Consider the following 17,514-nt stretch of genomic DNA (forward strand, 5'->3'; position numbering starts at 1 on the left):
CAGAACGCCCTCGCTCTGTGCTTTTATTTGATTCCCAATATCGATCGGGCCACATCCATCGCTAAGCGGGCTGCCAAGCCGTTACCACCGCGTCAATATGCCGGTAACCCAGGGCGCGCGCTGCCGAAATGCGGTGATGCCCATCGCGCACGTAATACTCATCTCCCACCTGGATCAGTTCCACCGCCGGCAGGGGCTCGCCCATCATCATTAACATGCCAATTCGCGTCCAGCGCTCGCGCGCGTTTTCGCGGAGCGGATTAAATTGATTGTCAAAGTCTTCTACGCGGCTTTCAGACCCCTGAATGCGGCTGATCTCCACCGGCTGCACACCGCGATAATTTCCGCTGCTGAGCGCGGCGCTGGTCAGCGGCTTGAGAAGCAGACAGCGCCGGGTGAATAAGCTCCACACGCGGTTCAGCATTGCCATCCGGCGTTGCTTGCGAAACAAACGGTTCGCGCGGTGAAACTCAATGATATGCTGGCCCATCACGTCGGGGATGCGGTTATCAGGATAAGAATTGATTTGCAGGTTGTGAAGTTCGTACATTGTGAACCGTTCCTTGTTGGTTATCCACTATGATCATACTTGCGAACGGCATTACGTCATCCGGCCAGGCGGTTAAGTTTTGGATAGACAACCGGCGGGAATACCGCCTGACCAGTTGGCCAGCCCTCCGTCCGTGCCTCCCCTTTATACAACCTCTGCCAAGCGTAGAGTCAAGACCTGCGTTTTCAATTCCGGCCTTCCCAAAACAAAATCCACCTCGCTTTACCACGAGGTGGAAAATGGGTATGCACTTTTATGTTCAGCGGAGTACGGACAGAATTTCACATCTGTGAAATCTGTGCTCCCCACAGCCAACTTGCTATTTATAACTGGGTTGGTTCCTCAGCAATCGGCGCGGCAGCAACCTCTGTCTTTTTCACCCGCGGCGCGTACTGCGCGATCTCTTCGCAAATGCCTGCCTTGCCATGCCGCGCCTTCACATACAGCACCATCAGCAAGCAGCCCAGGCCCATCGCCAGCAGACCAATAATTCCGGCCTCGGGACCAAACGCGCCGCCCGTCCACACAACCGGTCCGCTCTGTTGAATATTAATGATGCTGGCACCCGACTGCAACCCGCTGACCGGGAAGCCGAACACATTCCCCTGGAAGAAATTCCAGGTCATGTGAACTCCAATCGAAATCCCCAGCTCGCCGGTGAGTATGTAGCCCAGCCCCAGGAACAACCCCGCCACCATCAGGTTAATTGTGCTCATCAAGGTCGCGTTCGGATTGTTGGCGTGCATCAAACCAAACACCACCGAAGACAGGAGATAACCGATCAAAATTGCCAATTTGGGTGAGATGCCCAGATTCTTGAATCCTTCGCCCAAATTGCGCAGCATATACCCGCGTGAAAGCAGTTCTTCATAAATGCCCACGCAAATATAGCGGATCGCCGCCACCAACAGACCCACCCCAAGCGCCACCCCGGCCTGGGCAGCCAGCTGCTCTGCGGTGATCGTTACCCAGCCCATCAACCATTCCACCAAAAAAATGAAGGCCATCAAAACAGCGCCAAGCGCCAGGCCAAACGCAAAGTCAGACCACCACAACGGCTTAAAGCGCAGGCCAAAATCGGCGAACCGCCGCCGGTCAAAAGCCCGGCCGGCCACAAAAATAGCCAGCACCGAACCAATCAGGGTAGAAACGCTGATCAGCAAAGTGAAGACCGGCATCGCCTGAAGTTGCGCCGCGAACTGCATGGCGAAACCGGGCGAGGTGAACGATTCCAGCGAATAGCCGCCGGTTGCCATCACCACAATCACTCCAGCAGCGCCAATGATCGCCTGCAGGATAAAAATGAACACCATGTACAGGCCAAATCCAAACAACAGCCGCCAGAACATGGCTAACCGGCGTCCTTCAGAATTCCAAAATAATCGTTTCATTGCAGTGCTCTCTTTTCTCTTCAAAGTCAATGATGATGGGTATGATGCCCATTTTAACCGAAATGGATCTTGCTTCTAACCCTTTTAAGCATAAAGCTCAGGCAGAATATCCACATCCGCTGAATGGATAAATTCAACCTGGCCAGATGGGTAATCAGGATCTATCACAAGCGGAGAGTGGAATTTTCTTGACAAGAAACGTAAAATAAATAAGCGGACTTTATCCATTTTCCATTAGAATAAGGAACGTCTGGCAGTTGAATTATACCAACTGCTCAAGTATGATTTTAATGGTGTGTATTCACCAAAGACGCTGCCTTATCCTGAAAGCGCGCAATTGATGAACCAGGATTTCCCCATCATCCGGACGCGTATCACCCCCCCGCGCCGCAGAGGCGACCTGGTCACGCGCCCCCGCCTGGAAAAACTGCTCTACGACCTGGTCGACAACCGCCTGACGATCATTGCCGCGCCGGCCGGCTACGGCAAAACCAGCCTGCTGATCGAATTCACCTCCAAAATCCAATATGCCACCTGCTGGTACACCGTCGACGCGCTCGATCGCGATCCGGAACGATTCCTTTCCTATTTCATCGCCGCCCTGTCCGCCCGCTTTCCTGAATTTGGCCACCGCTCGCGCGCCGCTCTGCTCAGCTCGCACGGCGAACTGAACCTGGAACATATTAATGCCATCCTGTTGAACGACGTGCTGGACAACATTCCAGAACATTTTGTCCTGGTGCTGGATGATTTTCATCTGGTGAACGGCATTAAAATGATCGAAGACTTCATCAGCCGTTTCATTCAAGACATGGATGAAAACGGCCATATTGTCATCGCCTCCCGCACGCTCATTTCCCTCCCCGATTTTCCGCTCATGGTCGCCCGCTCTCAGGTGGGCGGCTTGAGTTTTGAAGAACTGGCTTTCCAGGAAGAGGAGCTGATCAATCTCTTCTCGCAAAACTACAGCAACGTGATCACAACTGATACCGCGCGTGAGTGGATCTCCAAAACCGAGGGGTGGATCACCGGTCTGCTGCTTTCTGCCCAGCCCATCCAACAGGCCTCCGCCCACCACCAACGCGCCCTGCGCGTTACGGGTATTGGCCTGACCGAATACCTCGAACAGATACTGGATTCCTATCCACCGGATATGCAGGAGTTCCTCATGTTCACCGCCCTGTTTGAGGAGTTTGACCCCGATTTATGCACCGCAGTGCTCAACCGCGCCCTCGACCGTCCCAATTTCAACTGGAATCCCCTCATTGACCGCCTGCTGCAAGAAAATCTGTTTGTCCTGCCTGTTGGCGAAGACGGCCTCAGCTTGCGCTACCATCACCTCTTCCGCGATTTTCTGCAAACCCGCGTGCTGCGCACCCTCCCAGAAGAAGCGCGCCTTATCCAGCTCTCGCTTGCCGAATCGATCAGCCAGCAGGGCGATTTTGAGCGCGCCTTTCGTATTTACCAGAAACTGGAAGACTATGACCAGATGGCCAGCCTGGTGGAAAACGCCGCCGCCAGCCTGCTGGCGCGCGGGCGCGCCGGGCTGCTCAACCAGTGGGTCGAAGCCATCCCGCGCGACATCTACTGGATGCGCCCCAGCCTGATCTCCATTCGCGGCGCGGTGCTGCTTTCACAGGGCAGCGTTCAAGAAGCCATCAACCTGCTGAATCAGGCCATCCGCGAGCTGGAGCGCAACGACCAGCCCATCGTGCTTGCCCGCGCCCTGGTGCGCCGCGCAACCGGCTACCGGATTGCCGGCAACTATGAATCGGCCCTCTCCGACGCTGACCGCGCTCTGGCGCTGTGCGGGCAGCAGCCTTCCAGCCTGATCTACGCCGAAGCCTTGCGCGTTAAGGGCAACACCCTGTATATGAAAGGCGACCTGAAAGAAGCCCTGCACTGTTGCAGCCAGTCGCTGAAAGCCTACCAGGTGCTGGGCGAAAAAGAGAATGAGGCCATAGTGCTGATGGACATCAGCCTCTTATACGCGGCGCAGGGTAATTATGTTGACGCCGAGATGAGCCTCACCCAGGTCTACGAATACTGGAAGCAAACCGAAAACTCCGAATGGAAGGCCAACGTGCTCATCAACCTCGGCGAGCTGCAGTCGCTGAACGGGAATTACATCCAGGCCGAATACTCGCTGGAAGAGGCGCTGAAGCACGTGCAAATCACCGCCTCCACCCGCCTGGAAGCGTACGCCCTGGCTACCATTGGCGACGTTTACCGTAATCTGCAGGCGCCCAACGAAGCCCTCAAAGCATACCGCCAGGCCTATGTGCTTGCCCAGCGCAATCAGGATAATTATCTGCTGGTCTTTCTGGACCTGGCGGAAAGCGCCCTGCTTCGCCTGCAGGGAAAAAACGGCAAAGCTGAAGAGCGCCTGGAGACTGCCTGGAAGAACGCCCAAAAAAGCGGCTCTTCGTTTGAACAAAGTCTCTGCTACAAAGAAATGGGTGCCATCAAACTGGCCATCGGCGCGCCCGACATGGCCATCACTCACCTGGGTAAAGCCCTGGATGCCTTTGAAGCGCAAAATCAAATGATCGAAGCCGCCCAGACGATCTTTTACCTGGCCATTGCCCACGCCCAGCGGCGCGAGATCACACAAGGTCAGACTCTCCTGGAAAAAGCCCTGCGGCTCACCCAGCCCCTGCGCCAGCAGCCGTTAATCTCCCTGGCTGCCTGGATGAAAAAATCGGTGGCCGCGTTGGAAAAAGGCGATAGCTCCGAAGAAATCAAAGAATTTTTACACAAAGTGGATCAATTTGAGCGCAATGTGCCGGCCATGCGCAAATCACTCCGCCAGAACGACCCCTACATCCCCTTTGCCCCGCCGCGCATGCGCATTCGCGCCTTTGGCAAAATTGAGGTGTGGCGCAACGACAAGCTGGTTACTAACCAGGAGTGGCAGGCACAGTCATCCCGTGACTTGTTTTACATTTTGCTCACCCACCCCGAAGGGCTGACCAAAGAAACCATTGGAGCGATCTTCTGGCCCGAAATCTCCAACGATGATCTGCGCTTTCGTTTTAAGAACACCATGTACCGCCTGCGCCATGCCGTTGGCCGCGACACAATCCTGCTGGAAGACAACTACTACCGGTTCAACCGTCTGCTCGACTATGATTTTGATGTTGAAAATTTCCTGCGTGAAATGCGCCTGGCCCAAAAATCCGTGTTGGAAACGCAGAAAATTGAACACTGCCGTAAAGCCATCGAGGCTTACCAGGGGCCCTTCCTGCCCGAAATTGAAGAGGATTGGGCCTACATGGAGCGCACCCGCCTGATGCAGCACTACATCAACATATTACTGGAACTTTCGGAGCTTTACCTCAAACAAAAAGAGTTCATCAAAGCGTTAGAGACATGCCAGAAAGCTCTCCAGGAAGATTCATGCAATGAAGCCTCTCACCGCCTGGCCATGCGCATTCACGCGGCCATGGGGAACCGGGCCGAGGTGGCGCGGCAGTTTGAGCGCTGCCAGCAAGCATTAAAAGAAGAAATCAACGTCAACCCATCCCCAGAGACGCGAGCACTGCTTGAATCCTTAACTCGATAAATACAACGGCTCTATTCTGAGCAGCCCCACGCCGCGAAAGACTCTCACCAACGTAGAAGGTTGGAGGTGTCTGAAGCGGTTTTTTTTCATAATTCCCGTTTTACAACCAAAAACAAAGCGATTTCTAAACGAGTTTTGAGGAATTTCTAAAATTGGTCCATTTTGAGACCGTTTTGAAGCCTGTTTTGAAGCCTCCGATTCGTAAACTGATAAGTGTCGTAACCAAATCAATCAGTTTCAGGGAGGTCATCCAATGTTCGAGAAAGTCGCTTCGAAAGCCCGTGTCGTGATGTTCGTGGTTCTGGTCACCCTTTTCGTTCTGGCGGCTGGCGCCCCCTTCTGCGTCGGCGGCGTGGGCGGATAACCCCCTGATCATTCTTAGAAAAAAGACCTTTTTGTAAAAGATCGTACTCATTCACTCAATTTTTCAAACGTCTGGGAGGCTCAAAATGTCGAAAGCTCGCGTAATCATGTTCGTGGTGATGGTGGCAATGTTCGTTCTGGCAGCTGGCGCTCCGTTCTGCGTAGGCGGCGTGGGTGGATAATCCAAGAAACGTTATTTTCTTTTTCGTACTTATTTGCTGATTTTTCAACTGTCTGGGAGGCTCAAAATGTCAAAAGCTCGCGTAATCATGTTCGTGGTGATGGTAGCAATGTTCGTTCTGGCGGCTGGCGCCCCCTTCTGCGTCGGTGGCGTGGGCGGATAATCTCGCACCTATTTTTGCTCGATTTTTCGTTTGCATTCATCCTTTTTTACTCTTGAACCCGGAGGTTCGCCATGTCTAAAGCTCGCGTAATCATGTTTGTTGTGATGGTTGCTCTGTTCGTTCTGGCTGCGGGTGCTCCCTTCTGCGTGGGCGGCGTCGGCGGATAGCCTATGATTTTACTGACAGCCGTTGTCGCGGGTCTCATTGCAGGGTTCATCCGAGCGAAGGTCAATGGGCGGCGGCTGCGATCGATTGTGTTGCGTCTGGAATGGCTTGCCTTCATCGCCTTCCTCCCTCACATCATCGCTTTTGAATTGCCATTCACCCGCAGTTCAATTCCAGACGATTGGGCGCGGTTAGCCCTGATCACCTCACAGGCACTCTTGCTTGTCTTTGCACTTTTCAATTTGAATGAAGCCGGGTTGGCTGTGATGGCGCTGGGGCTGGCGTTGAATTTATTCGTAATCTTATTGAACGGCGGTTTAATGCCAATCAGCCCCGAGGTGCTTGATCGGTTCTTTCCGGGGGGGGCTGGTCAAATCTGGCAGATAGGAGAACGGGTACTCACGTCAAAAGACATCGTTCTTACCAAAGATCAGACTGTACTTTGGCTCCTGTCAGACCGATTGACTTTGCCGGAATGGATTCCGTATCATGTCGCCTTTAGCATAGGCGACATATTTATTTGGATCGGCGCCTTCTTCTTGCTCTGGTCGCTGGGCGGCAAAAGCCGCGATATTTTTCAGGAGATAAACTGATGACACCTAAAACGATCCACTACCCAACTCTGAGCGAGGATACCGCCACACAGCGAGAAATCAACCGCATGCTCACGGCCGCTGTGGTCAACAAACGGTTTGAAAAGCTCCTGCTCACCAATCCTGGCCTGGCCATCGCCAACGGCTATGCCGGCGAAACCTTCAATTTCAACGAGAAAGCCCAACTGCGCATTGCGGCCATCCGCGCCGAGTCGCTGCAAGACTTTGCTCGTCAGTTGATCCAGGTTCAGGAACCTGCGTTCACTTCCGTTGCTTACGCGCGCAAATAAGCGTTTGCGTTCTCCATCATCAACAAAGCCAGATGGGGTTGGCCTGCCAACCAGGGGAAAATCCGGCTGTCTTTTTTACAGGTAAATTGATGTTTATTTCTAGTCATCCGGGGAATTGGATGTCCGAAAGGTTGGCCGGCTGTGATCCCAGGCACTAATCGCAAACCAGATTTATACAGCGCCCTACCCACCATGACCCAGCAAGGGACATTGGCCAGTCTGCCCATCTTGCACCTGCCTGTTGAAGCACCGGCAACCCGGCAAGATAACGACCTGCGCCGGATGCGCCGCCTGGTGGAGCTGAAAATGCTCTGCAATCTCAGCAAAGAGCTTTCCACCAGCGACCCGCAAGACGCCCTGCTCGACAGGCTTGCCCGCCATGCCGTAGAACTTTCAGATGCTGCCTTTGGCAAAATTCTGGCGCGCGAAGCCGAAGGTTCTTTTACCTGCCAGGCGGTATTTCGCGCTGCTGATGGAAACAACCACAGCCAGGAAGTTCCTCCCGCCTCCTGGCCGCATTACCACCAAGTGCTGATGGGCAAATCTCCCCAGCTAATTCAGCGCGGAGACCCCCGCCTGAATCCCAGCGACATCACTGCCCTCGGTTTGGATCAGGCTAGCGGGCTGTGGGTACTGCCCCTGTGGGCCGGCAGCGAACCCGTGGGGTTGTTTGTGCTGGGCGAGCAGGCGCAGCCTCAGAAGAACGCGTACACCAGCATTGACCGCATCGGCCTGATGACCAACATCGCCGACCAGGCCACCATTGGTTTGCAGCGCAAAAAACTCAACCAGAACCTGGAAACTAGTTTTATTGAAATCATCCTGGCCCTGGCTGAGACCATCGAAGTGGGCGACGCGACCCCTATGCGCCACAGCAATCAGACGTCTCAGGTAGCATACGCAATCGCCAACCGTATGAACATGAGTGAAGAAATGGTCAAAGCAGTGCGCTGGGCTGGCTTGCTCCACGACATCGGCAAAATTCAGGTGCCGGAGGAAATTCTGCGCAAGCCCGGACCGCTCACCAACACCGAGTGGGAAATCATGAAGCAGCACCCCATCATCGGCGCGGAACTGCTGGCCCCGGTCAGCCGCTTCAAAGAAGCCATTCCAATGATTGAGTCGCACCACGAAAAAGTGGACGGCTCTGGTTACCCCTACGGCCTGAAAGGTGATCAGATTCCGCTTGGTGGTCGCATTCTTGCGGTGGCCGATGCCTTTAGCGCCATGCTGTGCGGCCGGGTCTACTGCCACCCCTACAGCCTGGGACAAACCCTGCTCGAACTGCAGCGCTGCAAAAATACCCATTTCGACCCCAGCGTGGTAGACGCGCTCATTTCGCTGATCCAGGAGGGATACCAGTTCTAAGCCATCATCCTCCATCTTCCTTTCTCTTGCATTGCCTCCAGGACAGACTTCCAAAGAAAACTTCTGCAACACGGGCCAAAGCTCCCTCGCGACGCGAGGGAGCTGCGGTTTTAAGATCAATATGTCAATACAATTTCCGTTCACCGTAAAATGATCACCAAAACTGCGGCTCTGCACAGGCGAGATGATGTACAATCAAGCCAATCAGAAAACAATAGGATTGGGTAATGGTCTCAGATTTGGATCGAAAAGTGGATTTGCTTATCATCGGCGGCGGACCGGCTGGCTTTTTCGGCGCGCTGGCCTGCAAAGCCGCGCGGCCGGCCTCCAGCGTCCTGATCCTGGAAAAATCAGCCAAGCCCCTCTCAAAAGTGCTCGTCTCCGGCGGCGGGCGCTGCAACCTGACCAACGCCACCTTCGATCCGGCGCAGCTGGTCCATTTCTATCCACGCGGCGGCAAGGCCCTGCGCGGAGCCTTTAGCCGCTTTGCCCCCCAGGATACGATGCAATGGTTCGAGAGCCACGGGGTAGCCCTGAAAACCGAAGCGGATGGTCGCGTTTTCCCCGTCAGTGATGACGCGCGCACCATTGTCCAATGTCTGCTTTCAGAGGCCGAGCGTGCCGGTGTTGAACTGCGGACGCACAGCCCCGTCGAAGCCCTGCACTGCGGCCAGCACGGGTTTCAAGTCAGAACCTCCGGCACAGAAATCCTGCACGCCCGCACCCTGCTGCTGGCCACCGGCGGAGATCGCAACAGCTTCGCCCTGGCGGCGGCCTGTGGCCACACCCTCATTCCGCCCGTTCCTTCCTTGTTTTCCTTCGCCATTCGCGACACCCGCCTGGAAGGGCTGGCCGGCCTTTCGGCAGAGAACGCCGAAATCCGGCTTGCCGGCACCCGCCTGCAAACCACCGGACCCTTCATCATCACCCACACGGGCATCAGCGGACCGGCTGTACTTAAACTCTCTGCCTGGGCGGCGCGCGAACTCAACACCGCGCAGTACCAGATGGACATTTTTATCAACTTTTTGCCCGGCTTTAACCCCGAAACCCTTTACCCGCGCCTGCTGGAGATTCGCGAGCAGAACCCCGACCAGACCGCCTACCCGCAGGCATTGGGCCTCAGCCTGCCGCGCCGCTTGTGGGCGCGCCTGCTGGCCGCCGCCGACATCGCTGCCGGAACCCTGTGGCGTAACTGCAGCAATACCCGCCTCTACCAGTTGGCCCAGCAGATCACCCGCGCCGAGTTTCACCTGCAGGGGCGTGGTGAGTTCAAAGATGAATTTGTTACCGCCGGTGGCGTGGACTTAAACGAAGTGGACTTTCGCGCCATGCAGAGCAAGCTCGTCCCCGGCCTGTTCTTTGCCGGAGAAGTGCTCAATATTGATGGGCTGACTGGCGGGTTTAATTTCCAAAATGCCTGGACAACCTCCTACATTGCCGGGCAGGCTGTGGCAGATTATCTCAATCGCCTGTAAAATCAGGGTAGCAGAAGCGCATGGCGTGGATTCTGGCCAATTCACCGAATAAAAAATCATTATCGGCAGGGTTGACAAGCGAAACAAGGTTTGTTATAGTCTTTGAAGTTATGAACTCTGTCATTCGCGTTAACCACCATCATCATTCCAACCTTGCCCCAAACCGATCGGCGGAGGTCTGGTAAGTTTTACCTTAACCTGGTTTTTCAGAACAACCCCCGGTCACCGGGGGTTTTTTTATTACCCGCGAGATGTAAGGAGATGTTATGCCAACCGAAGAACGCGCTCTGATCCGCCTTTCTCTGCCCTCCAAGGGACGCCTGGCCGAAGATTCCTTTCAATTGTTGGAAGAATGCGGCCTGAAGATTTATAAACCCAACCCCCGCCAGTATGCCGCCACCATCCCGGCCCTGCCCGGTCTGGTGGTGCTCTTCCAGCGCCCCGGTGACATTGTCTCCAGCGTGCGCGATGGCAGCGTGGACTTTGGCATCACCGGTCTGGATGTAGTCGAGGAATTCAAAGGTCCCAACCAAGACATTCTCATTCTGCACGAAGCCTTGCAGTTTGGCCGCTGCGACCTTTCGCTGGCCGTGCCCGAATCACTGGAAGGGGTGCAAAGCATGCTTGATCTTCAGGTGTATGCCAGCCGTCTTCCATCCCCCCTGCGCGTGGCGACCAAATACCCGGTTCTCACCACCCAATTCCTCAACCAATACCAGATTCCCCACACCCTCATCTCCGCCGAAGGCACCCTTGAGCTGGCGCCGACCATTGGCTATGCCGACATCATTTCTGACCTGGTCTCTTCCGGTCAAACCCTGCGCGACAACCGCCTGCGCCCCCTGCCTGACGGCAACATTCTCCACTCGCAAGCCGTGCTGGTGGCCAACCGCAAAGCCCTGCAAGAGAATCCCCAGGCGCTGCAAGTGGCCCACACCCTGTTGGAATACATTGAGGCGCACTTGCGCGCGGCGGGCAACCTGGCCATTTTTGCCAACATTCGCGGCGAATCGCCAGAAGCCATCGCCCGGCTGGTCTCGGAAAAGCCCACCATTCGCGGGCTGCAGGGGCCAACCATCTCGCCCATCCTCTCGCAAGACCCCACCACCAAATGGTTCGCCATTAACATCATCGTGCCGCGCGCCGAATTGGGCCAGGCAATCAACGAGCTGCGTTCCATCGGCGGCAGCGGTGTGGTTGTGATGCCGGTTACCTACATATTTGAAGAAGAACCCCCGCGCTTCAAGGCCATGCTAGCCGCCTTGCAGCCCAAAGCGTAAGCCCTCACCACCCATTTCACCCAAGGAGAACGAAAATGTTCAAGCAGTACAGCCCCCAGACCGCCCAGGAAACCATTTTGAAACGCGTCCCCATGGACGAGTTTGACGTACCCGAAAAATTATTGGACAGTATTGCCGCCTTATTTGGCGAGCGCCTCACCCCCGACCAGGCCGTGGCACGTATTCTGCGCGAAGTGCGCCAGGAAGGCGACGCCGCCCTGCGCCGCTGGACGCAAAAATTGGATGGCCAATCGCCCGATTCCTTCCGCGTGCCCGAAGAGGACGTTCGCGCCGCCTTGCAATCCCTGTCGGACGAAGAATTAAACGCCCTGCAGTTGGCCGCCGACCGCATCCGCCGCTTTCACCAGGCCCAGCCGGTTACTTCGTGGTTCACCAACGCCCTCGGCGGCACGCTGGGCCAGTTCATGCGCCCCATCCGCCGTGTGGGTCTCTACATTCCCGGCGGCACCGCGCCCCTGCCCTCCAGCGTGCTCATGTCCGCCGTCATCGCCCAGGTGGCCGGCGTGAAAGAAATTGCCATTGTTGCCCCGCCGCAGAAGCAAACCGGAACCATCCATCCCTCCATCCTGGCCGCCGCCGCCCTGATCGGCATCACCGAAGTCTACGCCATTGGCGGCGCGCAGGCCATCGCTGCCCTGGCCTTTGGCACCGAGAGCATCCCGCGCGTGGATAAAATCTACGGCCCCGGCAACCTGTTTGTCGCCCTGGCCAAGCGCCAGGTCTTCGGCACGGTCGGCATCGACAGCGTTGCCGGCCCCACCGAGACGGTTGTTATCGCCGACGAATCAGCCAACCCCGCCTGGGTGGCCGCCGATCTGCTGGCGCAGGCCGAACACGACGTGTTGGCCTCCGCCATCCTGCTCACCCCTTCCGAGAGCCTGATTAAAAAAGTGCAGGAAGAAGTGGTCAAACAGTACAACGTGCGCGACCGCAACGAAATTCTGGAAGCCTCGCTGCAAAACCGCAGCGGCGCGGTGCTGGTCAAAGACCTGCAGCAAGCCGCCGACCTGGCCAACCAGTACGCCCCTGAGCATCTTTGTCTGTCCGTTTCCGATCCGTGGCAGCTCTCGCAAGAGATTTACGCCGCGGGCGGCATCTTCATGGGCGAGAACTCCTTTGAAGTCCTGGGCGATTACGTTGCCGGCCCCAGCCATGTGATGCCCACCGGCGGCTCGGCGCGCTTCAATTCGCCCCTCAACGTGCTGGACTTCGTGCATGTAGTCAGCCTGGTGGCCCTCGACCCGCAAACCACCCGGCAGATCGCCCCGGCCGCGGCCATCATCGCCGAAACCGAAGGCCTCGACGCGCACGCCAACGCCGCCAAGGTGCGCTTATGAGCCGCGTCCGCTTAGCGCCGCGCTTTGAGAACTTCCCGCCTTACACGCCCATTGAGCCGTTTGAGGTGCTTTCCGCGCGCCTGGGCCTGCCGCCGGAGAAAATCATCAAAGTGGACGCCAATGAGAATCCTTACGGCCCCGCCCCGGCGGTCAAAGAAGCCCTCGCCAACCTGCGCTGGGCCAACATCTACCCCGATCCCGAAAGCCGCGCCCTGCGCGCGGCTTTATCCGATTTCACCGGCGCTCCGGCCGAAAACCTGCTGCCCGGTGCTGGCGCGGATGAGCTGATCGACCTGATTCTGCGCCTAGTGCTCGAACCCGGCGATGTGGTGCTGAACTTCCCGCCCACCTTTGGCATGTATCCCTTCGACACCCTGCTCAACGCCGGGCAGGTGATCGATGTTCCGCGCCTGCCCGACTTCTCGCTCGATCTGCCAGCCATTCGCCGCGCCGTGGAGGAGCACCAGCCTAAAGCCATGTTCCTCACCACCCCCAACAACCCGGATGGGCATTTCCCGCCCGCCGCGGTGCTGGACGAGCTGCTCGAACTGCCCCTATTGGTGGTAGTGGACGAAGCGTACATTGAATTTACCCGCGAGGGCGGCCGCCTGGGAGAAAACCTCAGCCGCATCCGCAGCGTCCCGCAGCGTGAAAACCTGATCGTGCTGCGCACCTTCAGCAAGTGGGCCGGGCTGGCCGGTCTGCGCGTGGGTTATGGCGCCTTCCCCACCTGGATGATGCCCGCCCTGTGGGCCGCCAAGCAGCCCTACAACGTGAACGTGGCCGCCAGCGAAGCCGCCCTGGCCTCGCTGCGCTCGCTCGATTTCCTGGCCGCCAACGTGGAGCGCCTCAAAGCCGAGCGCGAGCGCCTGTTCGGGCTGCTGCAAAGCGTCCCGTATCTCACCCCGTACCCATCCCAGGCCAACTTCATCCTGTGCGGCGTCAAACAAATCCCTGCCAGCCAGCTCAAAGCCAGCCTGGCCGCGCGCGGTATTCTGGTGCGCTATTACAACACCCCCTACCTGCGCGACATGATCCGCATCAGCATTGGCCGCCCCGCAGAGAGCGACGCGGTGATCGCCGCGCTGCGCGAACTGGCAGAAGAGAAGAGTGAACCATGAAAAAAATTGCCCTCGTTGTATACCCCGGCGTTTCTCAACTCGATGTGGCCGCCCTGCAAGAGGCCCTGCATGCCTTACGCGGGCTTCCAGACCGCGCGGTGAGTGTGGAGCTGTGCGCCCTACAGGAAAGCGTAACCACCAGCCAAACTCAATCCCTGGCCGCTGAGCGGCTGCGTCCGGACCTTTCCACCTACGATTGGGTGATCCTCCCCGGCGCGCCAGACCCGCGCCCCGCGCTGGATACCCCAGGCCTTTTGGAATGGCTGTCCGGCGCGTCCACCGGCCCCTCGCTGGCCTCTGTGGGGTCCGGCTTGGTGCTGTGCGCCGCCGCCGGGCTGATCACCGGCCTGCACGCCGCCGCCAACCCACAAACTGCTGCTCTGCTTCAAAAGCACGGGGCCATCCCTGCCGCGGAAAGCCTGCTGCAGGATGGCAAGCTGCTCAGCGCGCGCGGTTCCGCGGACGCCCTGGCGCTGGCCCTGCGACTGTGCGCCGCCCTGGCCGGTGAAGCCGCCGCCCAGCAGGTACAGAGCGCGCTTGGCCTCATGCCATCCGCCCCCAACCGCACCGCCGCCATTACCCGCTCCACCCGCGAGACCAGCATTCGGGTCAGTCTTGACCTCGACGGCAGCGGCAAGCACCAGGTGAGTACCGGTGTGCCCTTCTTTGATCACATGCTCGACCAGATCGCCGTGCACGGCCTGTTTGACCTGCAAATTGCCGCTAACGGAGACGTGCATATCGATCCGCATCACACCATGGAAGACGTTGGCCTCACCCTCGGATCGGCCTTCCGCGAGGCGCTGGGCAATAAGGCTGGCATTATCCGCATGGCCAGCTTTGCCGTTCCCATGGACGAGAGCCTGGCGCGCGTAACCCTCGATTTCTCCGGCCGCCCCTACGCGGTGCTTCACATCCAATGGAGCAATCCCTACCTGGGCGGCAGCATCCCCACCTCGCTGTTTGAGCACTTCTTTGAAAGCTTTGCCTTTGAAGCGCGCTGCAACCTGCACATTGAGGTGCCTTACGGGCGCGACGATCATCACAAAGCCGAAGCCGCCTTCAAAGCCCTGGCGCGCGCCCTCAGCGCCGCCACGCGCGTCGATCCACGCCGCGCCGGCAGCATCCCCTCCAGCAAAGGCATTTTGATGTAGAAAGGCGCTTATGCAAGCATACGACGCACTCCTGGTGGATGCCGGTACCGGCAATCTGCACTCGGTCTACAACGCCCTCACCAGCCAGGGGTTTCAAATTAAAATCACCCAAAACCCGGCCGACCTGCTGCGCCCCGGCCGCGTCATCCTGCCCGGTGTGGGCGCCTTTCGCGGCTTCATGGATGGGCTGGCCAGCGCCGGGTTGGTCGAGGGCCTGCAAAACGCCGCCCGGCGCGGCGATCCGTTTCTGGGCATCTGCGTGGGTATGCAGGCGCTGTTTGAGTACAGCACCGAAATGGGCCAACACCCCGGCCTGGGGCTGATCGCCGGGGAGGTGGAACGCTTTCCCGAATTCGCGGATTTGAAAGTTCCCCACACGGGCTGGAATCAACTCCATGCCTGCCAGAATCATCCTCTACTCGCCGGGCTGCCCGAGGGCGCGTACGCCTATTTCAATCATTCGTATTACTGCGCCCCGCGAGACAACCGCCTGCACCTCACCACCACCGGCTACGGCATCGACTTTTGCAGTGCCGTGCAGTGTGAGAATTTGCTCGGCGTGCAGTTTCACCCCGAGAAAAGCCAGCAGGTGGGCCTGCGCCTGTTGGCCAATTTCATGCGGCTGTGAGGGTGGAAACGATGCGAACGCCCCCTACCTCTCCCCGCGCGGCCGTCTTTCTCGATTTTGAGAACCTGGTCTCCACCTCGAAGAATCTCTCCCGCCGCGGCGTGGGTGATTACGGCAGCAGCCCCGAAGTGGACTTCGCGGCCTTTGTGCGGCACGTTGAAGCGCAATACGGCAGCCTGGCCAAAGAAGACTTTGTCGCCGCCGCCAACTTCAGCCATTACAACGCCCAGTTGGGCGGGCTGAACCGCTGGGCCACCCTGCTCGAAGTGGACAGCTTCGAGCCGCGCAGCGTGCGCCAGCAGGAGCAGACCAGCGCCGGCAAGCGCCACGTCATTCAGCAGTACGCCGACATGGCCCTGGCTTTCGCCGCCGGCATCCATGCCGCCCGCCAGCCTGCCGATGTGTATATCTTCATCACCGGCGACAAGTCCTTCGCCGCGGTGGCCGCCGCCATCCGCGACCAGTTCCAGAAGCAGGTCGTTTTCTTCCTGCCCGATCCCAACCAATCCGCCAGCGTAACGTTGAAAGAGCGCTTTCTTTGCTTCCCCTTCAGCGCCACTCAGCCCGAACCGGCCGCTGTTGAAGAAGAACCGGCCCCTGAGCCACCCCCCTCGCCAGCGTTGGAAAACCCTTCCAATCAGGTCAAACCGCTGGTAACCCATCTGCGCAGCGAGCTGCGCACCGCCATCCCCGCCGACCTGGTGCGCGCCGTGCTTGGACCGGCGGGCGCTCAAAAGCTGCTCGACCGCGCCCGATCAGAAGAGCAAATTGATCTCTGGCACAACGAACAGGGGATTGAATGCGTCTCTTCACGCGCCGAGCGGCTGTTTGGCAAACTGCAAATCATGGAATCGCGCCCATCGGTGGTGGAAGCCGCCCGCATTTTACTGGCGGTGGCCAGCGCCGGTGAAAGCCGCCAGCCGCCCGGCACCCGCGCCGATTGGCGGCGCTGTCTGAAAGAATCAGCCAATCTTTCCAACACTGCCGCCAAGCAGTGGTTGGAACGCCTGTTGGACCATGGCATCCTGCGCGACCGCGCCATCACCCGCCCGCTGATCACCCGCGCCAACCTGACCGCCCTGATCCAGGAGTACGAACAAACCTCTTATCAGAATGGACCCCAATGAATTCATCCTTTGTCATTTTCCCCGCCATAGACCTGCGCGCAGGCCAGGTGGTGCGTCTCAAAGAAGGCGACCCCGCCCGCCAGACGCATTACTCCGCCGACCCGGCTCAGACCGCCCAAAAATGGCTCGACGCCGGCGCCCGCTGGCTGCACGTCATCAACCTGGATGGCGCGTTTGAAGAACCCGACAACGCCAACCGCCGCGCCGTGGAACAGATTGTGCAAACTGCCCGCCGCTGCCAGGCCAAAGTGCAGTTGGGCGGCGGCTTGCGTGACCTGACCTCCGCGCAAGAAGCCCTGGAACTGGGCGTGGCGCGTGTGATTTTCGGCACCCTGGCCGTTCGCCAGCCGCAGACCATCGCAGAAGCCGTGCGCCGCTGGGGCGCGGAACGTGTGGCCGTCAGCCTCGACGCGCGCGGCGGTGTCATTCAGGTGCGTGGCTGGCAAGAGACCAGCGGGCTGCTGGTGGAAGATTTCGCGCTTCAATTGAAAGCCATCGGGCTGGAATGGCTGGTCTTCACCGACATCGCCCGCGACGGCCTGCAGACGGGCATTAATCTGCGGGCTACCGCGCAGCTGGCCCAAAAAACCGGCCTCAAGGTCATCGCCTCCGGCGGCGTGCACCAGATGGAAGATGTGCGCTCGGCGCGGAGCGCCGGATTGGCCGGCTGCATCGTGGGGCGCGCGCTGTATGAAGGCTCGATTGACCCGCTGGAATTGTTTCAGGGAGAAAAATAAGC

At 58.3% G+C, this 17,514-nt stretch carries 14 protein-coding genes and 1 pseudogene; 13 read left to right on the forward strand and 2 right to left on the reverse strand.

Going from position 1 to position 17,514, the window contains the following annotated elements:
* Nucleotides 1-61 precede the first annotated feature (61 nt).
* Both ADN00_RS17560 and ADN00_RS17565 read right to left on the reverse strand, forming a co-directional pair.
* Nucleotides 62-550: a hypothetical protein gene (locus ADN00_RS17560; protein WP_075064318.1), complete on the reverse strand. Its 489-nt coding sequence runs from the start codon at nucleotides 548-550 to the stop codon at nucleotides 62-64.
* Between the two features lie 323 nt (nucleotides 551-873).
* Nucleotides 874-1,941 carry a CPBP family intramembrane glutamic endopeptidase gene (locus ADN00_RS17565; RefSeq protein ID WP_082390366.1) on the reverse strand — a complete coding sequence of 356 codons (1,068 nt, stop codon included), beginning with the start codon at nucleotides 1,939-1,941 and terminating at the stop codon, nucleotides 874-876.
* Nucleotides 1,942-2,281: 340 nt separating this feature from the next.
* Here ADN00_RS17565 and ADN00_RS17570 point away from each other — a divergent pair, with 340 nt between their 5' ends.
* The 13 genes and pseudogenes from ADN00_RS17570 (at nucleotide 2,282) to hisA (ending at nucleotide 17,512) form a co-directional block, all read left to right on the forward strand.
* Complete coding sequence (locus ADN00_RS17570) at nucleotides 2,282-5,506, forward strand: tetratricopeptide repeat protein (RefSeq protein WP_075064319.1); 3,225 nt, start codon at nucleotides 2,282-2,284, stop codon at nucleotides 5,504-5,506.
* 877 nt (nucleotides 5,507-6,383) lie between these two features.
* A complete protein-coding gene (locus ADN00_RS17580) occupies nucleotides 6,384-6,971 on the forward strand; it encodes a DUF5317 domain-containing protein (RefSeq protein ID WP_075064321.1) in 588 nt (195 codons plus the stop codon).
* Nucleotides 6,971-7,261, forward strand: coding sequence for a hypothetical protein (locus ADN00_RS17585; RefSeq protein WP_075064322.1), 291 nt, complete (start codon nucleotides 6,971-6,973; stop codon nucleotides 7,259-7,261). Before ADN00_RS17580 ends, ADN00_RS17585 begins: the two co-directional genes overlap by 1 nt.
* Nucleotides 7,262-7,402: 141 nt before the next feature.
* Entirely contained in the window at nucleotides 7,403-8,629 is a 1,227-nt protein-coding gene (locus tag ADN00_RS17590; protein ID WP_152966410.1) for an HD domain-containing phosphohydrolase, read from the forward strand.
* Between the two features lie 227 nt (nucleotides 8,630-8,856).
* Nucleotides 8,857-10,107, forward strand: coding sequence for a BaiN/RdsA family NAD(P)/FAD-dependent oxidoreductase (locus tag ADN00_RS17595; RefSeq protein ID WP_075064324.1), 1,251 nt, complete (start codon nucleotides 8,857-8,859; stop codon nucleotides 10,105-10,107).
* 266 nt (nucleotides 10,108-10,373) lie between these two features.
* On the forward strand, nucleotides 10,374-11,387 hold the full coding sequence (gene hisG, locus ADN00_RS17600) for an ATP phosphoribosyltransferase (RefSeq protein WP_075064325.1): 1,014 nt from the start codon (nucleotides 10,374-10,376) through the stop codon (nucleotides 11,385-11,387).
* A 35-nt stretch (nucleotides 11,388-11,422) separates the two neighbouring features.
* Nucleotides 11,423-12,745 carry a histidinol dehydrogenase gene (gene hisD / locus ADN00_RS17605; RefSeq protein ID WP_075064326.1) on the forward strand — a complete coding sequence of 441 codons (1,323 nt, stop codon included), beginning with the start codon at nucleotides 11,423-11,425 and terminating at the stop codon, nucleotides 12,743-12,745.
* On the forward strand, nucleotides 12,742-13,866 hold the full coding sequence (hisC, locus tag ADN00_RS17610; RefSeq protein ID WP_075064327.1) for a histidinol-phosphate transaminase: 1,125 nt from the start codon (nucleotides 12,742-12,744) through the stop codon (nucleotides 13,864-13,866). Before hisD ends, hisC begins: the two co-directional genes overlap by 4 nt.
* A pseudogene (locus ADN00_RS20620) lies at nucleotides 13,863-14,345 on the forward strand (DJ-1/PfpI family protein); the annotation flags it as partial. The gene hisC and the pseudogene ADN00_RS20620, both read left to right, overlap by 4 nt.
* Nucleotides 14,346-14,411: 66 nt before the next feature.
* A complete protein-coding gene (gene hisB, locus ADN00_RS20625; protein WP_075064357.1) occupies nucleotides 14,412-15,020 on the forward strand; it encodes an imidazoleglycerol-phosphate dehydratase HisB in 609 nt (202 codons plus the stop codon).
* Between the two features lie 10 nt (nucleotides 15,021-15,030).
* Nucleotides 15,031-15,648 carry an imidazole glycerol phosphate synthase subunit HisH gene (gene hisH, locus ADN00_RS17625; RefSeq protein WP_075064328.1) on the forward strand — a complete coding sequence of 206 codons (618 nt, stop codon included), beginning with the start codon at nucleotides 15,031-15,033 and terminating at the stop codon, nucleotides 15,646-15,648.
* Between the two features lie 11 nt (nucleotides 15,649-15,659).
* Nucleotides 15,660-16,775 (forward strand): NYN domain-containing protein, encoded by a 1,116-nt coding sequence (locus ADN00_RS17630; RefSeq protein WP_075064329.1) that lies wholly within the window; start codon nucleotides 15,660-15,662, stop codon nucleotides 16,773-16,775.
* The gene (gene hisA, locus ADN00_RS17635) at nucleotides 16,772-17,512 is read left to right on the forward strand and encodes a 1-(5-phosphoribosyl)-5-[(5-phosphoribosylamino)methylideneamino]imidazole-4-carboxamide isomerase (protein ID WP_075064330.1); all 741 of its coding nucleotides are present in this window, start codon (nucleotides 16,772-16,774) and stop codon (nucleotides 17,510-17,512) included. The genes ADN00_RS17630 and hisA overlap by 4 nt, the downstream gene beginning before the upstream one ends.
* The last annotated feature ends 2 nt before the right edge of the window (nucleotides 17,513-17,514 follow it).

This window comes from Ornatilinea apprima (assembly GCF_001306115.1).
GTDB classification, from domain to species: Bacteria; Chloroflexota; Anaerolineae; order Anaerolineales; family Anaerolineaceae; genus Ornatilinea; species Ornatilinea apprima.